Source organism: Mesorhizobium sp. B2-4-17 (assembly GCF_006441275.1).
Taxonomy (GTDB): Bacteria; Pseudomonadota; Alphaproteobacteria; order Rhizobiales; family Rhizobiaceae; genus Mesorhizobium.
Genome location: NZ_VFUX01000021.1, coordinates 1 through 26,068, shown reverse-complemented (window position 1 = coordinate 26,068; position 26,068 = coordinate 1). Strand labels below are relative to the sequence as shown.

22 protein-coding genes are annotated in these 26,068 nt (G+C 63.0%); 14 read left to right on the top strand and 8 right to left on the bottom strand.

All coding sequences use genetic code 11. The features are described 5' to 3' along the window. Positions 1 to 356 precede the first annotated feature (356 nt). From FJ548_RS17640 to FJ548_RS17630, 3 genes are all read right to left on the bottom strand, one after another. Complete coding sequence (locus FJ548_RS17640; RefSeq protein ID WP_140778537.1) at positions 357 to 1,865, bottom strand: tripartite tricarboxylate transporter permease; 1,509 nt, start codon at positions 1,863 to 1,865, stop codon at positions 357 to 359. A gap of 27 nt (positions 1,866 to 1,892) precedes the next feature. Then, positions 1,893 to 2,366 carry a tripartite tricarboxylate transporter TctB family protein gene (locus tag FJ548_RS17635; protein ID WP_140610336.1) on the bottom strand — a complete coding sequence of 158 codons (474 nt, stop codon included), beginning with the start codon at positions 2,364 to 2,366 and terminating at the stop codon, positions 1,893 to 1,895. 131 nt (positions 2,367 to 2,497) lie between these two features. Continuing rightward, positions 2,498 to 3,472, bottom strand: a complete 975-nt coding sequence (locus tag FJ548_RS17630) for a tripartite tricarboxylate transporter substrate-binding protein (protein WP_140778536.1) — start codon at positions 3,470 to 3,472, stop codon at positions 2,498 to 2,500. Between the two features lie 251 nt (positions 3,473 to 3,723). On the opposite strand from FJ548_RS17630, the gene FJ548_RS17625 reads away from it, so the two are divergent. From FJ548_RS17625 to FJ548_RS17600, 6 genes are all read left to right on the top strand, one after another. Beyond that, positions 3,724 to 4,401 carry a response regulator transcription factor gene (locus FJ548_RS17625; protein WP_140610357.1) on the top strand — a complete coding sequence of 226 codons (678 nt, stop codon included), beginning with the start codon at positions 3,724 to 3,726 and terminating at the stop codon, positions 4,399 to 4,401. A gap of 22 nt (positions 4,402 to 4,423) precedes the next feature. Further along, positions 4,424 to 5,779, top strand: coding sequence for a sensor histidine kinase (locus tag FJ548_RS17620; RefSeq protein WP_246673436.1), 1,356 nt, complete (start codon positions 4,424 to 4,426; stop codon positions 5,777 to 5,779). Then, positions 5,776 to 6,867, top strand: coding sequence for an ABC transporter substrate-binding protein (locus FJ548_RS17615; RefSeq protein WP_140778535.1), 1,092 nt, complete (start codon positions 5,776 to 5,778; stop codon positions 6,865 to 6,867). The genes FJ548_RS17620 and FJ548_RS17615 overlap by 4 nt, the downstream gene beginning before the upstream one ends. A gap of 99 nt (positions 6,868 to 6,966) precedes the next feature. Further along, on the top strand, positions 6,967 to 7,161 hold the full coding sequence (locus FJ548_RS17610; protein ID WP_140696738.1) for a hypothetical protein: 195 nt from the start codon (positions 6,967 to 6,969) through the stop codon (positions 7,159 to 7,161). Between the two features lie 33 nt (positions 7,162 to 7,194). Continuing rightward, on the top strand, positions 7,195 to 7,629 hold the full coding sequence (locus tag FJ548_RS17605) for a hypothetical protein (protein WP_140778534.1): 435 nt from the start codon (positions 7,195 to 7,197) through the stop codon (positions 7,627 to 7,629). Positions 7,630 to 7,959: 330 nt separating this feature from the next. After that, complete coding sequence (locus FJ548_RS17600; protein WP_140778533.1) at positions 7,960 to 8,295, top strand: hypothetical protein; 336 nt, start codon at positions 7,960 to 7,962, stop codon at positions 8,293 to 8,295. 68 nt (positions 8,296 to 8,363) lie between these two features. On the opposite strand, the gene ggt is transcribed toward FJ548_RS17600, so the two are convergent. The 3 genes from ggt to FJ548_RS17580 form a co-directional block, all read right to left on the bottom strand. Then, on the bottom strand, positions 8,364 to 10,103 hold the full coding sequence (gene ggt / locus FJ548_RS17595) for a gamma-glutamyltransferase (RefSeq protein ID WP_140778532.1): 1,740 nt from the start codon (positions 10,101 to 10,103) through the stop codon (positions 8,364 to 8,366). 284 nt (positions 10,104 to 10,387) lie between these two features. Beyond that, the gene (gene rhaI, locus FJ548_RS17585) at positions 10,388 to 11,680 is read right to left on the bottom strand and encodes an L-rhamnose catabolism isomerase (RefSeq protein ID WP_140778530.1); all 1,293 of its coding nucleotides are present in this window, start codon (positions 11,678 to 11,680) and stop codon (positions 10,388 to 10,390) included. A 117-nt stretch (positions 11,681 to 11,797) separates the two neighbouring features. Then, positions 11,798 to 13,900, bottom strand: coding sequence for a bifunctional rhamnulose-1-phosphate aldolase/short-chain dehydrogenase (locus tag FJ548_RS17580; RefSeq protein ID WP_140778529.1), 2,103 nt, complete (start codon positions 13,898 to 13,900; stop codon positions 11,798 to 11,800). Between the two features lie 184 nt (positions 13,901 to 14,084). Between FJ548_RS17580 and FJ548_RS17575 the strand changes: the two genes are divergently transcribed. The 7 genes from FJ548_RS17575 to FJ548_RS17545 all read left to right on the top strand — a co-directional run bounded on the left by FJ548_RS17575 (position 14,085) and on the right by FJ548_RS17545 (position 21,525). Further along, positions 14,085 to 14,888 carry a DeoR/GlpR family DNA-binding transcription regulator gene (locus FJ548_RS17575; protein ID WP_140778528.1) on the top strand — a complete coding sequence of 268 codons (804 nt, stop codon included), beginning with the start codon at positions 14,085 to 14,087 and terminating at the stop codon, positions 14,886 to 14,888. A 55-nt stretch (positions 14,889 to 14,943) separates the two neighbouring features. Next, a complete protein-coding gene (gene rhaS, locus FJ548_RS17570) occupies positions 14,944 to 15,939 on the top strand; it encodes a rhamnose ABC transporter substrate-binding protein (protein WP_140610348.1) in 996 nt (331 codons plus the stop codon). 113 nt (positions 15,940 to 16,052) lie between these two features. Continuing rightward, on the top strand, positions 16,053 to 17,609 hold the full coding sequence (locus tag FJ548_RS17565; protein WP_246678694.1) for a sugar ABC transporter ATP-binding protein: 1,557 nt from the start codon (positions 16,053 to 16,055) through the stop codon (positions 17,607 to 17,609). Continuing rightward, positions 17,606 to 18,583: an ABC transporter permease gene (locus tag FJ548_RS17560; protein ID WP_140778527.1), complete on the top strand. Its 978-nt coding sequence runs from the start codon at positions 17,606 to 17,608 to the stop codon at positions 18,581 to 18,583. Before FJ548_RS17565 ends, FJ548_RS17560 begins: the two co-directional genes overlap by 4 nt. A gap of 223 nt (positions 18,584 to 18,806) precedes the next feature. Next, complete coding sequence (locus tag FJ548_RS17555; RefSeq protein WP_140778526.1) at positions 18,807 to 19,811, top strand: ABC transporter permease; 1,005 nt, start codon at positions 18,807 to 18,809, stop codon at positions 19,809 to 19,811. Beyond that, the gene (rhaM, locus tag FJ548_RS17550) at positions 19,811 to 20,128 is read left to right on the top strand and encodes an L-rhamnose mutarotase (protein ID WP_140778525.1); all 318 of its coding nucleotides are present in this window, start codon (positions 19,811 to 19,813) and stop codon (positions 20,126 to 20,128) included. The genes FJ548_RS17555 and rhaM overlap by 1 nt, the downstream gene beginning before the upstream one ends. Then, positions 20,125 to 21,525, top strand: a complete 1,401-nt coding sequence (locus FJ548_RS17545) for an FGGY-family carbohydrate kinase (RefSeq protein WP_140778524.1) — start codon at positions 20,125 to 20,127, stop codon at positions 21,523 to 21,525. Before rhaM ends, FJ548_RS17545 begins: the two co-directional genes overlap by 4 nt. A 290-nt stretch (positions 21,526 to 21,815) precedes the next feature. Here the strand turns inward: FJ548_RS17545 and FJ548_RS17540 are convergent, their stop codons facing one another. Then, entirely contained in the window at positions 21,816 to 23,066 is a 1,251-nt protein-coding gene (locus FJ548_RS17540; RefSeq protein WP_140778523.1) for a D-amino acid dehydrogenase, read from the bottom strand. A 202-nt stretch (positions 23,067 to 23,268) separates the two neighbouring features. Continuing rightward, positions 23,269 to 24,264, bottom strand: coding sequence for a UDP-glucose 4-epimerase GalE (gene galE, locus FJ548_RS17535; RefSeq protein WP_140778522.1), 996 nt, complete (start codon positions 24,262 to 24,264; stop codon positions 23,269 to 23,271). A 199-nt stretch (positions 24,265 to 24,463) separates the two neighbouring features. On the opposite strand from galE, the gene hemA reads away from it, so the two are divergent. Continuing rightward, the gene (hemA, locus tag FJ548_RS17530) at positions 24,464 to 25,741 is read left to right on the top strand and encodes a 5-aminolevulinate synthase (protein ID WP_140778521.1); all 1,278 of its coding nucleotides are present in this window, start codon (positions 24,464 to 24,466) and stop codon (positions 25,739 to 25,741) included. The last annotated feature ends 327 nt before the right edge of the window (positions 25,742 to 26,068 follow it).

Genomic DNA, 26,068 nt, shown 5'->3' with positions numbered 1-26,068 from the left:
CCGAAGGTTGACACATGACAGATTCCCACCCGCGCGCTGGCCGGTATGCTTGCCATTGTTGTCGTTGACGACGGCAAGCAGTTGCTCGATCCCGTTCCGCCCATCGGCGCCCAACCCCGAACTCGGATAGATGGAGCGCAACGGTTCGATATCCGCGTGAGCTGACGGGTCGAGCATCAATGGAACTCGGTGCAACTCTGCTGCTCGGGCGCGTCTTCACCGGCACGAAGCGCATGGTCGGCCGGGTCACTGCCTACGCAATTCGGGCTGAGGCGCGGCCCAGAATATCGCCACACCTTGATCGGGACGTGCCAGTCCGCGCCAGGCAGTAAGGCGCCGCTCGCCTGGCGGCCCCCTCATTCGGTGGCCATCAGCATCTTGCGCCGGCGGGAACGCCGCGACAGGTAGAAAGGCACGATGGCGACGGCCGCGGCCAGAACCCAGAGCAGGTTGCAGATGGTACTGCTGAAGAGGATAGACGGATCACCGCCGCTGATCGCCAAAGCGTTGCGCAGGTTCACCTCCATCAGCCGGCCCAGTACGAAGCCGAGGATGATCGGCGCCATCTCGAAGCCCGCCTTACGCAGGAGCCAACCCACCATGCCGATGCTCATCATCAGAAAAATCGAGAAGACCGACGAGTGAGTGGAATAGACGCCGACGATCGACAGGACCAAGATGCCCGGCACGAGCAGCCAGTTAGGCACGGTCAGGACGCGAGCGAATATCTGCACGAGCGGCAGGTTGAGTGCCAGCAGGATCAGGTTGCCTACAAAGAGCGAGGCGACGAGACCGCCCACGATCTCGGGCCGTTCGGTGAGTAGCATAGGGCCAGGCTGGATGTTGTAGAGCATCAGTGCGCCAAGCATGACGGCGGTGGTGCCCGAACCGGGAACACCGAGCGTCAACATAGGCACGAAGGCGCCGCAGGCCGTCGCGTTGTTGGCCGCTTCGGGCGCGGCGAGACCACGCACGTCGCCCTTGCCGAAGGTCCCTTCGGTATCGGACAAGCGCTTGGCCGTCGTGTAGGAGATGGCGCTCGAGACCGAGGCGCCCGTGCCCGGCAGAACACCGATGACGAAGCCGATGAGCGAGCTGCGCAGGGTCGTGCCGGTGCACTTCACGATATCGCTCATCCGTGCGGTCATCCGACCCAGTTCGCGGATTACAGTCATGCCACGCCCCTGGTTTTCCAGGATGATCAGCGCTTCGGAGATCGAGAACAAGCCGATGACGAGCACGACGAACTCGATGCCGTCGCCAAGCTCCGGCTCGTTGAAGGTGAAGCGGTAGGCCCCAGACGTTGCGTCGAGACCGACCGTTGCCAGCATCAGACCGAGCGTGCAGCCGATGAGCGTCTTTGCAGGATAGCTGCCGACCATCGAACCCAGCGTCGCAAAGGCAAACATCATCAGCACGAAGTATTCGGCGGGACCAAAACCGATCGCCAGACCGGCCAGCAGGGGCGCGAACAGCGCCAGGCCGATGGAACCGAGTATGCCGCCCACGAAGGAGGCGATGCCAGAGAGGGCGAGTGCTTCTCCCGCACGCCCCTGGCGTGCCATGGGATAGCCGTCCATTGCCGTCATGACGGCGCCGGCATCCCCTGGCACATTCAGCAAGATCGAGGAAATGCGGCCGCCATATTCGGCGCCGCAATAGATCGCCGCGAGCAGGATCATGGTGCTCTCCGCTGGCAGGCCCATCGTATAAGCAATGGGAAGCAGCAGGGCTATGCCATTGATGGGGCCAATGGCTGGCAGTGCGCCGACGAGCGTACCGATGAAGCAGCCGATGAGGCCGATGAGCAGGTTCTGTCCGGTCAGAGCGACCGCAAAACCCTGCCAGAGATATTCGAGGTTCATGATTAACCTTTCCGATCCGACCTTGCCTCAGCGTCCGAAGAGCGTGCCGGACGGCAGGTAGACTTCCAGCAGGTAGGAGAAGACGACCCACCAGAGGGTGGCATGGCCGGCCGCTCCGATGAGCGCCTTACCCGGCGACGCTCCGAAGATAAGTGCGGAGCCGAGCGTTAGGACGAAAATGGAAACGGCAAAGCCTGCCGGTTCGAACAGGACGACGGAAACGACCAGGAGAACCGGCAGCGCGAGCACGCGGGCAAGCAGAGCGCCGGACGGAAACCCCTCCGCGGAGCCAGGCGAGAAGAAATACCAGACGGCAAGCAGGCCGAGCACCACGGCGAGCGCTATGGGAAAGACCCGCGGGCCTAGGGGATCGGAGGAGAAGGAGTATTCGATGACGCTTCCGCCAATACCGTAGGCGACGGCAAGCGCGAGCAGACATATGGCGGCGCCGCGGCCGATCACCTGCACGGCCCGCGGAGAGGGATGCGATTCATCAGACATGGGTATTCCTTTATTTTCCGAGACCGCGGCCGCTGTCCGCTGCCTTCCTCGTTTTCCGCCCTCGCCATCGGCATGCCGATGGCGAGGGTCGTCCGCCTTGTGTCTTGACGGGAACCTGCGAGGGCGTCGCACTACATGCCGGCTTCCTTGGCGAGGATCTTGAAGCGGGCGACATCCGACTTCACGCGATCCTCGAAGTCCTTGCCAAGCAGGGTGAACTCGAACAGGCCCCGCGCTTCACGCTCCTTGGCGAATTCCGACGTTTCGGAAGCTTTCTTGAAAGCATCCACCCACCAGTCGTAATCCGCATCCGAGACGTCCTTGCCGACATAGTAGCCGCGCCAGACCGGCCAATCGATGTCGAAGCCTTGTTCATGGGCGGTCGGAACATTCGTAAGATCACCCGGCAGACGTTCCGGCGACATGACCGCAAGGATGCGGACCTTGCCGGCAACATGGTGCTTGACCATCTCCGCCGCATCGCCCGAACCGACTTTCACATGGCCGCCTTCGAGGGCGGTCAGAACCGCGCCACCGCCTTCAAGCGCGACATAGCGCATGGATTTGGGCTCCTGGCCGGCCGCCTTGGCGAGCAGTGAACCCTTCATCCAGTCCTGCGAGCCCACGGCGCCGCCACCCGCAATTGCAAAGCTAGCCGGATCGGCCTTGTAGGCCTCGACCAGTTCGCCGAGTGTCTTGTAGGGCGAATCCGCCGCGACGACGAGCACGCCATAGTCGGCGCCGAGCGCACCGAGCCAGCGCACGGCGTTCTCATCATACTGGCCGAACTTGCCCTGGGCGAAGAGCAGCGCTGATCCGGAAGACGCCGCGGTGATCACGTTTCCGTCCTTGCCGCGCTTGCCGATAACGTGGTTGTAAGCGACGGCACCGACTCCGCCTTCCATGTAGGTGACGGCCATGGGCTTGGAAATCTGCTTCGTCTCGAGCAGAGCATTGGCCGCAAGTCGGCAGGTCAAGTCGAAGCCGCCGCCGGGCTTGGCGCCGGCAAGGCATTCCGGCTTCGTCGGTTCCGCCTGTGCGGATGCTGCAAATGCCAGAGCGGCCATCGCCGCGCCAAAAAGGGCACTGCTGAAAACTTGCTTCATAGGGTTCCTCCCACGGGATTTTGAGCGGTGGCGAGAAAATTCCGCACGCCGATCGCTACATCAGGCCATTGGGCCTGGCGTATCAGTGGACATGTCCGATTTCCTCCCCGACCGGCCCCTTCGCTCTCCACCGGGCCGGCACGATCACACTAGCCCGCGTTCCTGTCACCATCCTGTCACGCCTTTGCCGCAGCTGTGAGCGCGTCCCTTCATCAACTTGTTGGCGGCACGGACCCATGCGGTCATGGCGCGTGCGTATTCTCTTGGTCGAAGACACTCATGACGTGGGCGAAGCCATTAGCCGGCGCTTTCAGCAGACGGGCCACACCGTCGACTGGGAGACCGATGGGGTTGCCGCATCCGAAATCCTGAGCTTCACCGAATACGACCTCGTCATCCTCGATGTCATGCTCCCCGGCGTCGACGGCTTCTCCATCCTTAGGAAGCTGCGCCAGTCCGGGAGCGGCGTCCCCGTCCTCGTGCTGACGGCCCGCTCCGAGGTGGACGACCGGGTCAGCGCGCTCGATCTCGGCGCCGACGACTATCTGGTCAAGCCTTTCGACTTTCGCGAGTTGGAGGCAAGGGCGCGTGTCCTTCTGCGACGGCGAAGCGGCGGCGAGCCGACCAACGTGATCGTTTGCGGCGATATCAGCCTCGACCGCGCCAACCGCAATGTGATGGTAGGCAAGCGCGAGATCCAGCTTAAGCGCCGCGAGATCGTCTTGCTCGAGATCCTCGCTTCGCGCCCCGGCAAGGTCTTCAGCAAGGATGAACTGCTGGACCAGTTGTTCGGCTTCGAGGAGGCCGCGGGCGAGAACGCAATCGAACTTTATATCGGGCGCCTGCGCAAGAAACTGGAAGGCGCGCGCGCGCGGATCGTCACGCTGAGGGGCAGCGGCTATCAACTGGTCTCCGACGATGCCGCATAGAAGTTCGTTGTTCTCCCGCCTCATGCGGCGCGTCGGCGTCGTTCTGGCGCTGGGTGCGGGAACGCTCATCACCGCCGCCTGGATTTACGCGCGCGCCGCCGCCGACGATGCCTATGACCGGCTGCTCCTCGGCGCGGCCTTCCAGATGAGCGAGAGCCTCAGCGTCGCCGACGGAAATCTCCGCTTCGTCCTTCCGCCCTCGGCTTTCGAAATCCTCGGGCTCGCCAATGACGACCGCATCTTCTACAGGGTCATCGATCCTTCGGGCGCGACCCTGACCGGCTATGCCGACCTGGCCGCCGAGGCGGACCTTTCCGCGAGCCGCGCCGCCCCCATCTTCGGCGATGACGCCTATCTGGGCGCCCCGGTGCGCACCGTAACCGTGTCGCACGCCATGAGCATGCCCGAAGGGCCGGGCTGGGCCTATGTCGTCGTGGCACAGACCGTCGAGGCCCGCCATGCGCTCGCCTCGGAGCTGACGGTCCGGGCGACGATGCTGGTCGCGCTGATGAGCCTCTTTGCCGTCGCCGGGACAGCGCTGGCGGTGCGTTACTCGCTGCGACCAGTCGATGACCTCGCTGCCGCGCTCCGGCAGCGTGACCCGCAGGATCTGACACCCCTCGCTGTCGCGGTGCCCAACGAACTGTCTCCGTTCGTGACGTCCATCAACTACTTCATCATCCGCCTTGACGAGCGCATTAAACTGCTACAGCGCTACATCGCCGACAGCGCCCACCAGATCCGCACGCCGCTGACGGCGCTTTCCGCCCAGGTGAGCCTGATAGACGAGCAGAGGCTTGCGCCGGAAGATCGCCGTCACCTGAAGCGCGTTCAAAGCCGCACCATCGAACTAACCGGCTTCACTAATCAGCTTCTCAACCATGCAATGGTGATCCACCGCTTCGACTCAGTCCAGCTCGTGCCCGTCTCGCTGAACGATGTCGCACGCATGGCATTTCGCAACGCCGTCCCGATCACGGTGGATCCCGACATGATCGTCTCCTTCGAACCCGCGGATGAAGACCTCATGGCGATGGGCGACATGCTCAGCCTGCGCGAGGCGATCGTCAATGTGATCGACAATGCGCTGCGTCATGGCGCGACCGCCAGACTGGAGGTGCGTGTGCGCCAACGAGAAAATTTCGGTCGAATCGAGGTGATCGACGATGGACCGGGGATCAAGGAGGCTGATTGGCCGAATATCATCAGCCGCTTCTATTCGCGAAGCCCTGACGCGCGCGGGTCCTCGGGGCTCGGTTTCGCCATCGCGTCGGAAGTCGCGACGGTCCTGCGTGGCCAGCTCGGTTTCCGCGAGCGATCTGAAAACGAGCCGTTTTGTGTCTATCTGGAATTGCCGCTCGTGCGAGGGCAGCCATGACAGCGCACATCCGCACCCTCGCGCTCGCCGGGCTCGCCTGGCTGGTCCCGACCCTTGCCGGCGCCATCGAAGGTGAAAGCGAGACTTTTCCCGCGACAGCGAAGGAGGCGGGCCGCCTGGTCATCCACGCGGCGACGGATCTTGAGGCCATGCGGCCGCTGCTGCGCGATTTCCAGGCACTCAACCCTAACATCCGGATCGACTACGTAGACTATGTCACAAACGATCTTTTCCGCGAGGCACGGGACGCATGCAGAGCGGGGACCTCCGAGGCTGACATCCTCCTCTCCTCGTCGGTCGACCAGTTGGTTCGGCTCGCCAACGACGGCTGCGCCCAACGGCACGACTCGCCTGAAACACGGAGTGTGCCAGACTGGGGGAATTGGCGGGACGAGGTTTTCGGTTTCACATTCGAACCCGTCGTGTTCGTTTACGACCGGCGCCGGGTTCCGCCCGAGGATGTGCCGAGAAGTCACGACGCGCTCCTGGAACTCCTGCGCCGCAAGCCCGACGCCTACCGGGCACGCATAGGAACCTACGATATTCAGGCTTCCGGCATCGGCTATCTTTTGGCATTCTACGATTCCCGCCAGGCACCTACGGCAAACGGGCGACTGCTCGAAGCTCTGAGCCGCGTGGAAACCATCGTGCGCTGCTGCAACAATGAAGTGCTTGGCGAGCTTGCAGCGGGGCGGATCAGCATCGCCTACAACGTGCTCGGCTCCTACGCCTATGCGGCGGCGCTCGCCAATCCAGATCTGCGCATCGTGCTGCCCCGGGACTACGCGCTCATCCTGTCGCGGGGTGCCTTGATTCCCGCTGCTGCGGCCCATCCCGATCTCGGCAAGCGTTTCCTCAACTATCTCCTGTCGGCTCGCGGCCGGCAGGTCGCGAAGGACGCTTCATTCTTCTTTGCCGAGGACGCCCCCCTGCCCGTCGGTGTCGACGGACCCGAGGCATTGATGGACTCGGGGATCGGCCGCCCCATCCGCATCGGCCCGGCGCTTCTTGCCGCACAGGACGAAATCCAGCGAAGTACATTCATCGAGGATTGGCGCAGACACATCGGAGAATATCCACAGCGTTGATGCCGTGCTCTTTGAGGCCACGTACCCCAGTCGGAGCTCCCGTCTCCAGCTCGCACCTCGGCGCGCGGCAGCTTCAAAGCGACGGTAGAAGCACAGATCGTGAGCGCATTTGCCCAGCGTCGATTTGCCCGCGACGTTCTCGGCAAACGACCATTTTCCATACACCACGAACGGGCCGAGTCCATTTTGACCGATGTGCTTGGCTGCGCCACCTCGGCCTGGCTCGCTGAAAACGACTTTGCTCTCATCAGGCCCTTAGCGGATTCAATTTGCTTGGTGATGTGCGATCCCTAGGGCAAACTCGCTGCCGGGGCTGCAGGAGGTGAAATGAGAGCACGTGCAGCGACGCTCGGGGATCTCGAGGATGTCTTTCATGGCCTATCCAAGCGGATGTCGGACGAATACGCGGCGGCCGGCAAGGACAGCAAGGTCGCCTACGACAATCTGATGATGAATTTGAAGGAAGGCCGGGCGCACGCGCTTGTCGAGGGCGAGAAGGCCGTGGCGATCATCGCCTGGCATGAAAACAGCGACGCCGCCGATACGCTGTTCGCCGCGCAGGAGGATTTTTTCCGTGGCTCCACCGTTCGCTTCTGCAAACGGCATATCAGGCATATCCAGGCGCTCGCCGGCAACCTGCCCGTCCATTCGCGCAGCTGGCTGCAGGGGCCTGATGTCGAGCGCTGGTTCAAGATCATCGGCTATGTCGAGCAGGGCCAGGAGAACGGGGCCAGATTATTCGCGTTGCAGCCCGCCAGGTAGAGATCGCGCCATGCCACGTAACGGCAAATCAGCACTCGGGCCGGCATAGGCCGGCAGCGCTGCGACTCCCGGCCGCAGCCGCGAAAAGGCTGCCGGCGCTGAATTCATCAACGGCACCATCCTTCTCCGCTGACACGGCCCAAAAGGAATGGGATGGCGGCGTGCAATCCGGGCGCAGACGCCTGTTGCATTCGAGCCAGACAGCCGGAAAATCGGTGACAAGAGCGGCCGGAACGTGTTGAAGATGACGGTCAACGCGGAGAGGGACGCGCGATCGGGTTGCACTCGGCAAGTGTTGATGGTTTGTTGCCGGTCAGCGGAGAACCAGTGATGCGAGAATCCATGGGGCAAGACGAATACGGGTCGTTCGATCCGGACGACCTGCCGAATCTGAATGCGATCGGGCCGGCCATGGGCAGCGGCAACGACTTCGAGAGATACGCGGTCGCCGTGATCATCGTGTTCGGCGCCTTGATCATTGGCGGGCTGATGGCCGCGTCGATGACCTTCGGCCATCGCAACGGTTTCCTGTTCGCGCTTGGCGGCGCCACGTCGGCCTGGATTTCCGGAAACGCGCTTCTGCTGGACCGGCCGCGCATCTACGCGCTGTTCGTCGGCATCGCCGCCCTGATGCTTGTCGCATCGACCATCACCCTGGTAACGTGACAGCCCTGCCGGTCTCCAGACCAAAAGCGGCTGACCCGTAGGCTCTCGATCGAAAGCCACCCCGGGTATCAATATCCGAGCGCCTCGCCCGATGCGGCGCGGCTGTCGATGGCGCCATTGTAGCGCGCGCCGCCCCCCTTCCCGATTTCCGCCAGGCTCTTGCCGCCGACAAGGATGCCGGCCGCCTGGCCCCAGGTCTGGTCGCTGAGCTCGAGGTGATAGCCCATGCCGGCCAGCAGTCTTTCTGTGTCGGGCGACAGGCCGAACGGTTCGACATAGACCGTGTCGGGCAGCCATTGGTGGTGGATGCGCGGCGCGTCGACCGCCTCCTGGATGTTCATGCCGTGATCGATGACGTTGACGATCGCCTCCAGCGTGATGGTGATGATGCGCGAGCCGCCCGGGCTGCCGATGACCATGAACGGCTTGCCGTCCTTGGCGACGATGGTTGGGCTCATCGACGACAGCGGCGTCTTCTTCGGCTGGATGGCGTTCGCCTCGCCCTGGACCAGGCCGTAGAGATTGGGCACGCCGGGCTTCTGGGTGAAATCATCCATCTCGTTGTTGAGCAGAATGCCGGTGCCGTCGGCGACGACGCCGGCGCCGAAGGAGCCGTTCAGCGTGTAGGTGACCGCGACCGCGTTGCCGTCCTTGTCGATGATCGAATAGTGCGTGGTTTCCTTGGACTCGCCAAAGCCCTTCGGCATCAGATCCTTCGAAACGCCGGCCCGGAACGGGTCGATCTTGTCGCGGATGTTCTTGGCGTAGGCTTTGTCCAGCAGTTTGGAGACCGGATTGTCGACAAAGTCGGGGTCGCCGAGTGCTGAATTGCGATCGACATAGGCATGGCGCATGGCCTCGACCATGACATGGACCGTCTCGGCCGAAGCCGGGCCGAGGTAAGACAGCGGATAGCTCTCGAGCACGTTGAGGATTTCGCAGATGATAACGCCGCCGGAACTTGGCGGCGGCGAGGAGGTGATCTCGTAACCGCGGTAATTGCAGGTCACGGGCCTCAGTTCGCGCACCGCGTATTGTTCGAAATCCGGCTTGGTCAGGATGCCGCCCCTGGCGCCGCTCGCCTTGACAATGGCGTCGGCGATGGCGCCCTTGTAGAAGGCGTCGGGGCCTTTGTCGGAAATGGCCGAGAGCGAGGCGGCAAGGTCGGGCTGGACCAGCTTCTCGCCGATGCCATAGGGCTTGCCGTTGGGCTTGAGGAAGATTGCCGCCGCCGCCGGGTCCTTCGCCAGCCTTTCAGCGCTGCCGGCGAACGAGGCGGCATCGCCCTGATTGAGGATGAAACCGTCCCTGGCATAGTTGATCGCCGGCGTCATCAGATCTTGCCTGGACAAGGTGCCATATTTCTGGCGGGCCATCTCGAAACCGGCCACCGACCCCGGCACGCCGACCGCCAGATAGCCGTCGAGGCTGGCGCCCTTCACCGGATTGCCATCCTTGTCGAGATACATGGTCCTGGTCGCGGCAAGTGGCGCGCGTTCACGGAAATCGAGGAAGGTCGATTTGCCGTCCTTGAAGCGTATGGTCATAAAGCCGCCGCCACCGATGTTGCCGGCATTGGGGTAGACGACCGCAAGGGCATAGCCGACGGCAACCGCCGCATCGACGGCGTTGCCACCTTTCTTCAACACGTCGATGCCGACTTCTGACGCCAGATGCTGGGCCGTTACCACCATGCCGTTCTCGCCCTTGGCGGGTGCCGGCGAGGCGGCAAAAACGGTTGTGAATGGGACGAAGGCAAAGGTCAGTGAAAGACTGGCGGCGATCAGGGTCCGGCGGGTAAGATGCATGTCGGGTCTCCGGGCGTAAGGACGCTTAGGAAAGACCGTTGGGATTGGTGAGTCCAGCCAATTGTGACAGTTGGCGATCCTCGACGCCCCCTCTGGCCTGCCGGCCATCTCCCCGCAGGGGCGAGAGTGGATGTCGCCGTCGCTTTCGCCAATCACCGCCGTTGCAGGAACAGCGCCTTCGGCGAAGCTGCTGATCTCCCCCTTTGCGGGGGAGATGTCCGGCAGGACAGAGGGGGGTGCTCAAGCGCTGCCGTCGCCCGTCGGGTCGAGAGAGAAGAAGTTGACTACACAATCCCGCCGGAACCGCCGGCGACCGCCGGACGTTCCGCCGCGACCTTGGCGCGGTAGCCCGCCGCTCGATAAGCCGCGACGGGATCGATGGCGCCGCCAGTCCTCAGCCGCGCCATCGCCAGGATTGGCTCGACATCGGTGCGGTAGGCCGCCTTCAGCGTCTGTGTCGCCATCAGTGCATCGTTGCTGTCCTGATAGCCTTCGAGCGCCTTGCGGTCGACCAGCAGTGCCTGTGCATAGGCGCGCTGCACCTCTACCGCCGACAGCATCAGGCTTTCGATCGGATCGGTGACGTTATGGCTCTGGTCGAGCATATGGGCGGGGTCAAAACCCTCAGCACCGGACAATTCGGCATCGACCAGCTCGTTGAAGACTAGGAACAACCGGTAGGGATCGATCGAGCCGGCATCGAGATCGTCGTCGCCATATTTGGAATCGTTGAAGTGGAAGCCACCGAGTTTCCTGAACTGGATCAGCCGCGACACGATCATCTCGATGTTGACGTTGGGCGCGTGGTGGCCGAGGTCGACAAGGCAGAAGGCCTGGTCGCCGAGTTCCTTCGCGATGATGTAGTTGGTGCCCCAGTCCTGCACGACCGTGGAATAGAAGGCCGGCTCGTACATCTTGTGTTCGGTGAACAGCTTCCAGTCGGCCGGCAGCCCGGCATAGATTTGCCTCATCGCATCGAGATAGCGCTCGAATGCCCTGGCGAAGTTGACCTGGCCGGGGAAGTTCGAACCGTCGCCGATCCACACCGTCAGCGCCTTGGAGCCAAGCGTCCTGCCGATCTCGATGCATTCGAGATTGTGCTCGACCGCCTGGCGGCGCGTGCCGGCGTCGGCATGCGACAGCGAGCCGAATTTGTAGGACAGCGTCTGGTCCCTGGCGTCGGAAAAGGTGTTGGAATTCATCGCGTCAAAGCCGAGGCCGAAGCGCGAGGCCGCCTGCTTCAGCCGGTTCGGATCGGCCTTGTCCCACGGAATATGCAGCGACACGGTCGGTGTTGCCTGCGTCAATTGTTGGATGACCGCGCAGTCCTCGATCTTGTCGAAGATGTCGCGCGGCTCGCCGGCGCCGGGAAAACGCGCGAAGCGCGTGCCGCCGGTGCCGACGCCCCAGGACGGGATCGCCACGGCGAATTTCTCGACATTGTCCCTGATGGCGTCAATGGCGATGCCGCGCCGGTCGAGCCGCTCGCCGAGCGAGGCGTAGTCGCGTTCGAGGTCGGCCTTGCGCGCCGCATTGTCCCGTTCGACGATGTCGGCGGAGATGATGGTTTCGGACACTGCTGTTCCTCCCAGAATGCGTACGGCTGGCGCCGCCCCTCATCCGCCTGCCGGCACCTTCTCCCCGTGAAGAACGGGGAGAGGGTAAGGGTGAGGGGCAGCGCCAACTTTAACAAGTTACCGCGTAAAGCTCTGCGCGTTGCCGGCGTCGACATTGACGATGTTGCCGGTCGACTTGGCCGACATGTCGGAAGCGAAGAAATAGATCGCTTCCGCAATGTCTTCCGGAAAGACCGAGCGCTTCAGCATCGAGCGCGAGCGGTAGTGTTCCTCCAGGTCGTCCGTGGACATCTTGTAGGCGGCGGCGCGCTGTTCCTTCCACTCACCGGTCCAGATCTTCGAGCCGCGCAGCACCGCGTCCGGGTTGACGACATTGACCCGGATCTGCGCTTCCGCGCCCTCCAGCGCGAGGCAGCGGGCGAGATGAATCTCGGCTGCTTTGGCGGTGCAATAGGCGGCGGCATTGGGCGACGCGGCAAGGCCGTTCTTCGAGGCGACGAAGACGACATTGCCGCCGATCCCCTGCACCCTGAACAGCCGGAAGGCTTCCCGCGAAACCAGGAAATAACCGGTCGACAGGATATCCATGTTCTTGTTCCACAGCGCCAGCGTCGTCTCCTCGATCGGCGCCGAGGAGGCCAGCCCAGCATTGGACACCAGAATATCGATGCCGCCGAACTCGACCGCCGTCTCGGCAAAGCCGGCGACGACCTGGTCTTCCGAAGTGACGTTGATGACAACAGGCCGGACGAAATCCTTGCCATAGGCCTTGGCCAGTTCCTCATTGGCGCTGGCGAGTGCCGTTTCGTCGATGTCGGCCAGCACCACGCAGGCGCCTTCGCGCAGCAGGCGGTTGGCGGTCGCTCGGCCAATGCCGCCGGCACCGCCGGTGACCAGCGCGATCTGGCCGGCGAGCGACTTCGGCTTCGGCATGCGCTGCAGCTTCAAATCCTCGAGCAGCCAGTATTCGATGTCGAAAGCTTCCTGCGCGGGCAGACCGACATAGGAGGAGACCGTCGAGGCGCCACGCATGACGTTGATGGCATTGACGTAGAATTCGCCAGAGATGCGTGCCGTCGCCTTGTCGCCGGCGAAGGTGAACATGCCGACACCCGGCATCAAATAGACCACAGCGTTGGGATCGCGGATGGCGGGCGAGTCCGGATGCTTGCAGCTGTCGTAATAAGCCTGGTAGCCGACCCGATAGGCGGCGACATCATCGGCGAGGCGCGCGATGACGGCATCGACGTCCGGTTTCGCCGGATCGAATTCGATGACCAGCGGCCGGATCTTGGTGCGCAGGAAATGATCCGGACATGAGGTGCCTAGTGCCGCAAGCGGGCGCAAATCCCTGGAGTTGACGAATTCGAGCACGGCGGGCGAATCGTCGAAATGGCCGAGCTTGTGGCTTTTCTCCGAAATCAGGCCCCGGATTTTCGGCATCAGTTTCGCCGCGATGGCGCGCCGAGCCGAAGTGTTGAGCGACTTCACCACTTCGCCGCCGAAGATGGCAAGGCCTTCGGAGCGGCGCTCGAACCATTCGATCGCCTGGTTGATCACCGAGATCGTCGTTTCGTAGCATTCCTTTGGGGTGTCGCCCCAGGTGAACAGGCCATGGCTTTCAAGGATGACACCCTTGGCCTGGGGATGTTCGAGGCAGAATTTCTCCAGCCAGAGGCCAAGTTCGAAGCCAGGCCGCTTCCACGGCAGCCAGCCTATGGCGTCGCCGAAGATCTCCTTCGTCAGCGCCCTCGAATCCTTCGCTGCGGCGATCGCGATGATGGCATCGGGATGCATGTGATCGACAAAGGGCTTCGGCACGTAAGCATGCAGCGGCGTGTCGATCGAGGCCGCGCGCGGATTGAGATTGAAGGTGCAGTGGGGGAGATATCCCACCATCTCGTCCTCGTGCTCGACCCCGCGATAAAGGCCCTTGAGCGCGCGCAGCTTGTCCATGTAGAGGGTGGCGAAGCCGTCGAGCTTGATCGAAGCGCTGTCGCCGCCCGAGCCCTTGACCCAAAGCACCTCGACAGTCTCGCCGGTAAGCGAATCCTTCTGCCAGATCTTCGATGACGTATTGCCGCCGCCATAGTTGGTGACACGCTTGTCGGAACCGAGCGTGTTCGAGCGATAGACCAGAAGCTCAGGCTCGCTCATTCCCTTGGCCTTCGCATCATCCCAGAGATTGGCGAGGCGCGAGCCGGAGCGCTTGTCGAGCATGGATATCCTCCCTCGGGACCAGAAAGCGCGGTCCCTTTTCGTTGGGAATGTCTACGCAAGAGGCCAGCTTGTCAATCATAAACGATCAATATCGATCATATTGCACCGCACAATGAAATTATATGATCGGAAATGATTGACACTGCTCTTCTTGAGTGCCTAGATGGCCAGGCAGGGAGGAACCATGCACGAAAAAGAGCGCCACAGGATCATTCTGTCCGCCGTCCAGGAAAAACCTGTGGTGACGGTGCAGGAGATGGTCGACCTGACGGAATCCTCCGAGGCGACGATCCGGCGCGATATCGCCGCGCTTCACGTGCAAAAGCGTCTGCGCCGGGTGCGCGGCGGCGCCGAAGCAATCTCGCCGCCGCAATTCATCGGCCTTGCCGGCCGGCCCTTCTCCGTCAATGAAACCCTCAATGCCGCGCAGAAGCGGGCAATCGCGCGCGAAGCCGTCGAGTTGTGTGGGGACGGCGAGCCGATCATCATCAATGGCGGCACCACCACATTCCAGATGGTGCATTTCCTGACCGGCCGCCGCATGCCGATCTTCACCAATTCGTTCCCGATCGCCGAGCATCTGCTCAAGCATTCCAAGAACACGGTGATGCTGTCGGGCGGCACCATCTATCGCGAGCAGAACATCATCCTGTCGCCCTTCGACAATGACGTGACGCGCAATTTCTACGCGCGCCGCATGTTCATGGGCGCCCAGGGACTCGGCCCGCTCGGCCTCATGGAAGGCGACCCGCTGCTGATCCAGGCGGAACAGAAACTGATCGATCAGGCCGACGAGCTGGTGGTGCTAGTCGATTCCTCGAAGTTCCGCAAACGCTCGAGCCTGATCCTGTGTGGTCTGACGCGCATCGCCACCGTCATCACCGATGACGGCATCGAGGATCGCGAAGCCAAGATGCTGGAGACCGCCGGAGTGACGCTGATCGTCGCCCACAACACGGCAAAGGAAGAATCTTCACTGCAGGCCTGAGATCACCTCACGCCCGCAGCGGCGATGGAATGCAACGCTCAAGGGAGGATATTCGATGAGCTTTTTGAAGAAATTGCTGGTAACAGCGGCCTTCTCGGCCGCCATGTTCGTGAATGCCGCCTATGCCGAGAACGTCAAGATCGCGCTGGTGGTGAAGTCGCTCGGCAACGGCTTCTTCGATGCCGCCAACAAGGGCGCCGAAGAGGCGGCCAAGGAACTCGGCGACGTCGACATCATCTACACCGGCCCGACCAAGGCCACCGCCGAGGCGCAGATCGAAGTCGTCAATTCGCTGATCGCGCAGAAGGTCAACGCCATCGCGATCTCCGCCAATGACGCCGACGCGCTGGTGCCGGTGCTGAAGAAAGCCATGGAGCGCGGCATCACCGTCATCTCCTGGGATTCGGGCGTCGCCAAGGAGGGCCGCCAGCTTCACCTCAACCCGTCCGATACCGGCCTGATCGGCGAGACCATCATCAAGCTCGCCGCCGACTATCTGCCGGAAGGCGGCGATGTCGCCATCCTGTCGGCCTCCTCGACCGCGACAAACCAGAACGCCTGGATCGAAGCGGCCAAGAAGGTGCTGCCGGAGAAGTTCCCCAAGATCAAGCTGGTCGCCACCGTCTATGGCGATGACGACTCGGCCAAGAGCACCGACGAAGCCAAGGGCCTGTTGAAGTCCTACCCGAATCTCAAGGCGATCATCGCGCCGACCACAGTCGGCGTCGTCGCCGCCGCCCAGGTCGTCACCGACGAGAACCTGATCGGCAAGGTCAATGTCACCGGCCTGGCGCTGCCGTCCGAGTTCAAGAAGTTCATCGACAACGGGGCCAGCCAGGCGGTCGCGCTGTGGAACCCGATCGATCTCGGCTACTCGGCCGTGTACCTCGCCCATGATCTGGCCGTGAAGAAGGAAGAAGCGAAGCCCGGCGCCACGCTGTCGATCGGCCGTGTCGGCAAGGTGACGCTCGACGACACCAACTCGGCTGCGATGGCTCCGCCCTTCCAGTTCGACAAGAGCAACATCGAGAAGTTCTCCAAGATCTATTGATCCTGGAGCCGGTACCCTCCCCCTTGTGGGGAGGGTTGGCGAGACGGTCGTGCGAAGCAATACCGACGAGACCGGGTGGGGGTGGCGACGTCTCCGCACATTAGGACTTTGATATGCTTGTAGACCCCCACCCCGCTCACTTTGTTCGCGACCCTCCCCACAAGGGGGAGGGTAAGGCAGTTCCCCGCCTGACCCTGTCCGGCATCTCAAAGAGCTTTCCCGGCGTGCGCGCGCTGCACAATGTCAGCCTGTCGCTCTATCCGGGCCAGGTGACGGCGTTGATCGGCGAAAACGGTGCCGGCAAGTCGACACTGGTCAAGATCATGACCGGAATCTACCAGCCCGACGAGGGCACAATCAGCATCGACGGCCAGGCCGTCACCTTGCCCAGCGCGCATGCCGCTTTCGGGCACGGCGTCACCGCGATCCATCAGGAAACCGTGCTGTTCGACGACCTTTCGGTCGCTGAAAACATCTTTCTCGGCCATGCACCGCGCTCGCGTTTCGGCACCATCGATTGGCGCACGATGCGCAAGGACGCCCGAGAAGTGCTCGACACCATGCATGCGGGCCATATCGATGCCGACGCACGGCTGAAGGACCTCGGAATCGCCAACAAGCACCTGGTTGCCGTGGCGCGCGCCATGTCGATCGACGCCCAGATCGTCATCATGGACGAGCCGACAGCCGCGCTTTCGATGAAGGAGATCGAGGAGTTGTTCCTGCTCATCGAATTCCTCAAGAGCGAAGGCAAGGCGATTCTGTTCATCAGCCACAAGTTCGACGAGATCTACCGCATCGCGGACCGCTATACGGTGTTCCGCGATGGCGAGATGGTCGGAGAAGGCCTGATCAAGGATACCAGCCAGAGCCAGATCGTGCGCATGATGGTCGGCCGTTCGGTCGACCACATCTTTCCACAGCGCAAGGCCGAGATCGGCGCGCCGGTGCTGTCCGTCTCCGGCCTGTCGCATCCGACCGAATTCAACGACATCGGCTTCGAACTGCACAAGGGCGAAATCCTCGGCTTCTATGGCCTTATCGGGGCCGGGCGCAGCGAGGTGATGCAGGCGATTTCGGGCATCACCCGCACATCGGCCGGCACGATCACGCTGGAAGGCAAGATAATCGCGCCAAAATCGGCGGCGGATTCGATCGAGGCCGGCATCGTCTACGTGCCGGAAGAACGTGGCAAGCAGGGTGTGGTGATCGGCCTGCCGATCTTCCAGAATGTCTCGCTGCCCTCGCTCACGCGCACCTCCAAATCCGGCCTGTTGCGGCTGGCGGAAGAGTTTTCGCTCGCCCGCACCTACACAGAGCGGCTGGATCTGCGTGCCTCCTCGCTCAGCCAGGATGTCGGCACGCTGTCGGGTGGCAACCAGCAGAAGGTCGTCATCGCCAAATGGCTGGCGACCGCGCCCAAGGTGATCATTCTCGACGAACCGACCAAAGGCGTCGACATCGGTTCGAAGGCCGCCGTGCACGGCTTCATGGCAGAGCTGGTGGCGCAAGGCCTGTCGGTGATCATGGTTTCGTCGGAACTGCCGGAGATTCTCGGCATGTCCGACCGCGTCGTCGTCATGCGCGAGGGTCTCGTCGCGGCGGTCTACGACAACAAGGGACTGGACGCCGAGACGCTGGTCCGGACGGCGGCGGGGATCGCGGCATGAAAGCTATCCTGAAATATCGCGAAATCTGGCTACTCGCCGCTATCGCCGTTCTCATCGGGTTGATCTCGACCCGTTTTCCCGCCTTTGCCAACCCCGGCAATCTGCGCCAGGTGTTCAACGACACATCGATCCTGATGATCCTGGCGCTCGGCCAGATGGTGGTCATCCTGACCCGGTCGATCGATCTTTCCATGGCTTCCAACCTGTGCTTCACCGGCATGGTGGTGGCGATGCTGAACGCCGCGCACCCGGCGATCCCCATCCCCCTGCTGATCGTCATCGCGCTGGCCGTCGGGCTGGTGCTCGGCGCCATCAACGGCCTTCTGGTGTGGCGGCTGAACATCCCCTCGATCGTGGTGACACTGGGCACGTTGACCATCTATCGCGGCGCCACCTTCGTTCTGTCCGGCGGCGCGTGGGTCAATGCCGACAAAATGAGCCCGGATTTCATCGGCTTCCAGCGCACCGCCTTCCTCGGCGTTCCCGTGCTCTCCTGGATCGCCGTTCTGGTCATCGCGCTGTTCTTCACCCTGATGACGCGGACCGCGCTCGGGCGCTCGATCTACGCCATCGGCGTCAACCCGACGGCGTCGGTCTATGCCGGCATCGATGTCGGGCGCACGAAATTCATTGTCTTCTGCATCTCGGGCATGATCGGCGGCCTCTCGGGCTACCTCTGGATCTCGCGCTATGTGATCGCCTCGGTCGAGGTCGCCAACGGCTACGAGCTCAACATCATCGCCGCCTGCGTCATTGGCGGCATCTCGATTGCAGGCGGCATCGGCTCGGTCGGCGGCGCGGTGTTAGGGGCGCTGTTCCTCGGCATCATCTCCAACGCGTTGCCGGTCATCAACATCTCGCCCTTCTGGCAAATGGCGATTTCGGGCAGCGCGATCATCCTGGCCGTCGTGCTCAACGCCCGCGGCGAACGCCAGCAGGGCCGCATTATCCTGAGAAAGATCGAGGCGGCATGAGCAGCACTTCGCTCCGGTTGTTCCAGCTAATCGGCCGGTCGCCTTCGGCGACAGGCCTGTTTTCAACGTTTGCGCCGCCCCTCACCCTTACCCTCTCCCCGTATAAAAACGGGGAGAGGGGGCCGCCAGCGTTGGAGCGCTTCCCTTCTCCCCGTTACTACACGGGGAGAAGGTGCCGGCAGGCGGATGAGGGGCAGCGCCAAAGTTCGGAGGGTGTTGCTCCATGATCGATGCAACAAACACCCCTGCCCCGCGCCACATCCCCGACCGGCTCGACAAGCCGCTGTCCTCGGCGATCTTCTCGTGGGAAGCGCTGCTCGTCATCATCGCGGTTCTCATCTTCGCCATAAACAGCTTCGCCTCGCCCTATTTCCTCGATCCCTATTCGCTGTCGGACCTGACGTTCAATTTCACCGAAAAGGGCCTGATCGCCTTCGCCATGGCGCTGCTGATCATTTCGGGCGAGATCGACCTGTCGGTCGCGGCCATCGTCGCGCTCGCGTCGACGCTGATGGGCATGGCGGTGCAGGCCGGCGCCGGGACACCGGTTCTGGTGCTGATCGGCATCGTCGTCGGGCTCGGCTGCGGCGCCTTCAATGGCTTACTGGTGACAAGGCTCGGCCTGCCTTCCATCGTCGTCACCATCGGCACGATGAGCCTGTTTCGCGGCATCGCCTTCATCATCCTCGGCGACCAGGCCTACAAGGGCTATCCGGAAAGCTTCGCCTTCTTCGGGCAAGGCTATGTCTGGTGGGTGGTGTCGTTCGAACTGGTGCTCTTCCTCATAGCCGCCGTCGCTTACTGGTTCCTGCTGCACCGGACGAGCTTCGGCCGCCGCGTCTTCGCCATCGGCAACAATCCGGTCGCGGCGCAGTTTTCCGGCGTGCGCGTCGGGCGCATCAAATTCATCCTGTTTTGCCTGACCGGACTGATGTCGGGCATCGCCTCGGTGCTGATCACCTCCCGGCTCGGCTCCACCCGACCGTCGATCGCGCAGGGCTACGAGCTCGAAATCATCACCATGGTGGTGCTCGGCGGCGTCAGCATTCTCGGCGGTGCCGGCAGCATTCTAGGCGTCGTGCTCGCCGCCTTCATCATGGGGCTGGTGACCTTCGGCCTCGGCCTGCTCAACGTGCCCGGCATCGTCATGTCGATCTTCATCGGTCTGCTGCTGATCATCGTCATCGCGCTGCCGATCGTCTGGCGGCGGCTGCGCGGAGGACGCTGATGGCCGAAAAATACGCGTTCAAGATGATGCTCAAGCCCGGCATGAAGGCCGAGTACAAGAAGCGCCATGACGATATCTGGCCGTCGCTGGTGGCGCTGCTGAAGCAGGCCGGGGTGTCCGATTATTCCATCCATCTCGATGACGAAACCAACATCCTGTTCGGTGTGCTGTGGCGGCGGGATGGTCACGGCATGGCCGAGTTGCCAAAGCATCCGGTGATGCAGCGCTGGTGGGCTCATATGGCCGACATCATGGAGACCAAGCCGGACAACGAGCCGGTGGCGGTGCCGCTGGAAACGGTGTTCCACCTGGAATGAGCACGATACGCCATGTCGCCGTCATCGATATCGGCAAAACCAATGCCAAGGTGGCGCTGGTCGATCTGGTCACCTTGAGCGAGGTCGCGCTGCGTCGCATGGCAAATGCGCCGGTGCGTCAGGCGCCCTACCCGCACCACGATGTCGAAGCGCTGTGGAATTTCATCCTCGACGGCCTGGCGGGCCTCAACCGCGAGCAGCGCATCGACGCCATTTCGATCACCACCCACGGCGCGACAGGCGTGCTGGTCGACGCAGCGGGCGAACTCGTGTTGCCCGTCCTCGATTATGAGTTCGACGGTCCCGACAGTCTGGCAGCGGACTATGACGCGACCCGCCCGTCCTTCGCCGAAACCGGCACGCCGCGCCTGCCGCTCGGCCTCAATCTCGGCGCGCAATTCTTCTGGCAGCAGAAGCGTTTCCCGGCGGAGTTCGCCAGGGCCACCGCGATGCTGATGTACCCGCAATATTGGGCGCTGCGGCTGACCGGCGTCGCCGCCAATGAGGTGACCTCGCTGGGCTGCCATACCGATCTCTGGAACCCCTGGACGTCCGACTATTCCTCGATGGTCGACAAGATGGGCTGGCGGCGGCTGATGGCGCCGGTGCGGCCGGCGAAGGACCGGCTGGGGCCGATCCTGCCGGCGCTTGCCCCGCAGACCGGGCTCGATCCGCAAACACCGGTGTTTTGCGGGCTGCACGATTCCAACGCCTCGCTGCTGCCGCATCTCCTGGCCGACACGCCACCCTTTTGCGTCGTCTCGACCGGCACCTGGGTGGTGTCGATGGCGGTGGGCGGCAAAAAGATCGCGCTCGATCCGGTGCGGGACACGCTGGTCAACGTCAATGCGCTCGGCGATCCCGTGCCATCGGCGCGCTTCATGGGCGGGCGCGAGTTCTCGCTGCTCACCGATGGCAAGCCGCAGGGCTGGAGCGAGGACGACGTCGCCGCCGTGCTGGCGCGAAAGGCTCTGCTGCTGCCTTCCACCCAGCAGGGCTCCGGCCCCTTCCCGCATCGCGCGGCGCAGTGGGTCGATGCCGAGCTTTTAAGTCCCGGCCAGCGCTTCGTCGCCGTTTCGTTTTACCTGGCGCTGATGACAGCGACCTGCCTGGAACTGATCGGCGGCGACGGGCCGACGACGGTGGAAGGGCCTTTCGCGCAGAACCGGCTTTTTATCCGCATGCTGGCGGCGGCGACAGGGCGGCCGGTCGTCGCGTCGGAGACCTCGACCGGCACCAGCATCGGCGCGGCGCTGATCGCGTCGGACGGCGCCACCGTGATGAGTAAGGGCGAGCGGATTGCGCCGCCGGCCGATCCAGTTTGGCGCGACTACGCGCGAGCTTGGCAGCAAGCGATCATTCGTGCGACTGATGATGGGTCAGTACGTAGCCAATAGAAACCCCCATGACTGTTTTGACGCCGGAACCAAGAGCTATTGTGTGCGGGCACGTCTTTCGCGCGGAGAGGCGGGTAAATTTGGTCGTTCGTCACTTCGACGGCGAGTGGCAGCTAACATGCGGAGAACATGACCATCCCGCTGATTGCTCTGATTTCGAGGTTGTGGGCCTCAGACATCTTATCGCCAGGCAAGACGACTTGGCGAGCGTTGGCGAGCTTGAATACGGGTGGCTTGCCGAATGGGTTGCGGACGAGTGGATTGTGTGTCGGCATGACGACTAGTCTCCGTCAATTGACGTAGAGCAGTCCCTGCGGATCGATCTCCGGCCTGCGGCCGGCGACGAGGTCGGACAGGAATTTTCCGGAGCCGCAGGCCATCGTCCAGCCGAGGTGGCCATGGCCGGTGTCGAGATAGAGGTTGCGGTATTTCGCCTGGCCGAAGACGGGCACCGAATTGGGCATCATCGGCCTCAGGCCTGCCCAAAGCAGCGCCTTTTTCTCGTCGAACGCGCCCGGGAACAGATCCTTGCCGGTGTTCAGGATAGAGCTGAAATCGCTCGGCTTGAAACTGCGATCGAAGCCGGTGAATTCCGCGGTGGAGGACATCCGCAGCCGGTTTCCCAGCCTCGAATAGCCGATCAACCGATCCTCGTCGGCGCCGCCCATGGTCGGTCCTTTGTTCTCGTCCTCAAGCGGGACGGTCACGGTATAGCCCTTAACCGGATAGACAGGCAGATCGATGCCGTAACGACGGCCGAGCAGGCCGCTTTCCGGCCCCAACGAGATCACGACGGCGTTGCCTGTGACCGGGCCGGCCGACGTCATGACGGCGCGCACGGTGTCGCCCTCGATGTCGAGGCCCTGAACGGTCGTGCCGAACAGGAATTTGACGCCGAGTTTTTCCACCGCATAGGCGGCGAGCTTGTCGGCGAGTTGTTTGGAATCGCCTGTCTGGTCGATCGGGGAGTAGACACCGCCGGCGATTTTTTCCTTGACGCCAGCCAGCCCCGGCTCCAGTTCGACCAGCCGGTCGCGGCCGACGATCTCGATCGGAAGGCCGTGCTCGCCAAGATAGCGGTAATTGTCGGTGCCTGTGTCCAGGCTCTTCTGCGTGCGGAAGAAGTACAGGATACCCCGCTTGCGCTCGTCGTAGTGGATGCCGGTGGTCTCCGAGAGGGCGTTGATGCAATCGCGCGAATAGAGCGCGAGCCGCAGCTTGACGCTGGTGTTGGCGCGCATGCGCGCCACGGTGCATTCGCGCAGAAAGCGCAGGCTCCAGGCGTAGAAATAGGGATCGAGACTCAACCTGACCTTGATGCCGAGATCATGGTTCCAGAGCCCCCGCAGGAAGGTCTTCAGCGCGGAAGGCGAGGCCCAGGCGGTGGCGTCGCCTGGCGAGACCAGACCTGCGTTCGACCGGCTGGTGCCGCGCGCCGCCGCCTCATGGCGCTCGATCACCGTCACCTCGTGCCCGTCCCTTGCCAAGTAATAGGCGGCGGCCGTACCGACGACGCCGGCTCCGAGCACCAAAATCTTCATGCGCCTCCCCAAAGATCATGCCGGGGCGGAAGCTTCCGCGCGCCGCCTCCCGATGAGCCTCAATACCGCGTATGAATGCGCCCCGCGAGCCCTTGGCCCAACAGCTCCCCGCGCATGCCCCCGAACCGGAGTTCGGAACGGATCACGCGCAGAATCATCAGGTGTGCGGCGTCCTTTGCGCGTCCAAGAGGAGGGCTGTCGTTCAGCCCCGCGCGGAGTTCTTGCCGGTCAGGATGCGTTCCCAGGCGAGCGCGTCGGCAACGATCTGGTCGAGATCGTCGTGTTCCGGCGTCCAGCCGAGTTCCGCGCGGGCGAGGTCCGAATTGGCGACCACGGCCGCGGCGTCGCCGGGACGCCGGTCGCCCATTCTCACCTCGAAATCCCGGCCGAAGGCGCGGCGCACGCTGTCGATCACCTCGAGCACCGAATAGCCATGGCTGTAGCCGCAATTGGCAACGAGGCTCTGTCCTCCGGCGCGCAGCCGCTGCAGGGCCAGCCGATGCGCGGCGGCCAGATCGCTGACATGGATATAGTCGCGCATGCAGGTGCCGTCAGGCGTCGGATAATCGGTGCCGAAGACTTGCATGAACGGACGCTTGCCGAGCGCGGTTTCGCAAGCGACCTTGATGAGGTGGGTGGCGCCAGGGGTAGACTGGCCGGTGCGGCCCTTCGGGTCGGCGCCGGCAACGTTGAAGTAGCGCAGCGCGGTATAGCGCAGGCCGTGCGCCAGGCCAGCATCGCGCAGCATCCATTCGCTCATCAGCTTGGACAGGCCATAGGGCGATTCCGGCGCCAGGCGGCCATCCTCGCGCACCGGTTCCAGCCCGGCGCCGCCATAGACGGCGGCTGTCGAGGAAAAGATGAAATTCGGCACGCCTTCGCGCACGGCGGTCTCGATCAGCGTGCGTGTCTTGCAGGTGTTGTTCTCGTAATAAGCGAGCGGATCGGCGACGGATTCGGGGACCACGATCGAGCCGGCGAAATGGATGATCGCGTCGACCTTGTTGTCCCGGATGATCGAGCCTACCAATTCCCTGTCGGCGACATCACCGACGACCAGCTTTGCTTCTGGCGCAACCGCCCATTCGAAGCCGGTGGAAAGCCGGTCGAGAACGACCACGCTCTCGCCGGCATCCAGCAATTCCCAGACCATGTGGCTGCCGATGTAGCCGGCACCACCCGTCACCAAAACCGTCATCCCAAGTCCTCGCTTACCCAAGATTTATGTGGCATCGTGCTGAAACAAACGTGATCCACAGAGCGTATCGTGAATGGAGAATAGGCCACGATCCGCCCTCGTTAGGAACGGGTGTGGGGCGTGGCATTTTGACCAAAATGGCCCGGTGGACGACCAATCGGCCAATGATTATGATCCCGCGCAAAATTGGGAAGTCGACATGAATTACCAGCGGTTCTTCGAAGAAGCGATCGACCAACTCCATGCCGAGCGTCGCTACCGCGTCTTCGCCGACCTCGAGCGTATCGCGGGCAAGTTTCCGCGCGCCATCTGGCGCTCCAACGGCCGCGCCGAGGAAATCACCGTCTGGTGTTCCAATGACTATCTCGGCATGGGCCAGCACGCCGACGTCATCGCCGCGTTCCAGAACGCGGCCGGCAAGATGGGCTCGGGCGCCGGCGGCACCCGCAACATTTCGGGCACCTCCAACCCGCTGGTCGAGCTTGAGCATGAGCTTGCCGACCTGCACGGCAAGGAAGCGGCCCTGGTATTCACCTCCGGCTTCGTCTCCAACGAAGCGTCGATCTCGACCATCGCGCGGCTCTTGCCCAATTGCCTGATCATCTCGGACGAGTTGAACCATGCCTCGATGATCGAGGGCGTGCGGCGCTCGGGCGCCGAGAAGAAGATCTTCCGCCACAATGACGTCGCGCATCTGGAAAGCCTACTGCAGGCGGCGGGGCGCGAACGCGCCAAGCTGATCGTCTTCGAAAGCGTCTATTCGATGGATGGTGACATCGCGCCGATCAGAGAGATCGTCGAGCTCGCCGAGCGCTACAACGCCATGACCTATATCGACGAGGTCCATGCCGTGGGCATGTACGGCCCACGCGGCGGCGGCATCACCGAGCGCGAGGGGCTGGCCGATCGCATCGACATCATCGAAGGCACGCTCGCCAAGGCGTTCGGCACGCTGGGCGGCTACATCACCGGCACCAGTGCCGTCGTCGACGCGGTGCGCTCCTATGCGCCCGGCTTCATCTTCACCACGGCGCTGCCGCCGGCGATCGCCGCCGCGGCCACCACGTCGATCCGGCACCTCAAGCAATCGCAGGCCGAGCGCGAGGCCCAGCAGCAACAGGCGAGCCGCACCAAGCAGATCCTATCGGCCGCCGGCCTGCCGGTGATGGACTCCCCGACCCACATCGTGCCGCTGCTGGTTGGCGATCCGGAGCTGTGCAAGATGGCCAGCGACCGCCTGCTCGGCGTGCACGGCCTCTATATCCAGCCGATCAACTATCCGACCGTGCCGCGCGGCACGGAGCGGCTGCGCATCACGCCGACGCCGTTCCATTCGGACGCCCTGATCGCCGAACTGCAGGACGCGCTGGTCGAGACCTGGGACGCGCTCGGCATTCCCTACGGCTCGGCCGGACGGCCCTCGGTCGCCAAAAGCGACCGCATCATTCCGCTGCTGGTGCCCAAGTCGGGCGGCTGAAAGCCGTCATCCAGAAAGTGCCGTGGTTCTGCAATGCTGCGTCGCTTGCAAGTCACGGAATGGATCCTAGGGTTTCCGCTACGTCGCTTCGCTCCTGCTCCACCCTAGGATGACGAAGACCGAGGTGTTTTTTGGCCAAATCGCGGAAGCAGCAGATTGGCCTCGTAAACCTTGGCGACTGGCCGCAAGCTACTCGTCCCTTCGTCATCCTAGCGCGTAGCAAGGAGCGAAGCGACGCGGCGCAGACCCTGGTGTTTGATCCCGAGCTTTAATGGTGCGATATTTTCTTCCGACTGGAAGGATGCGTTATGGGACAAGTTCTGCACG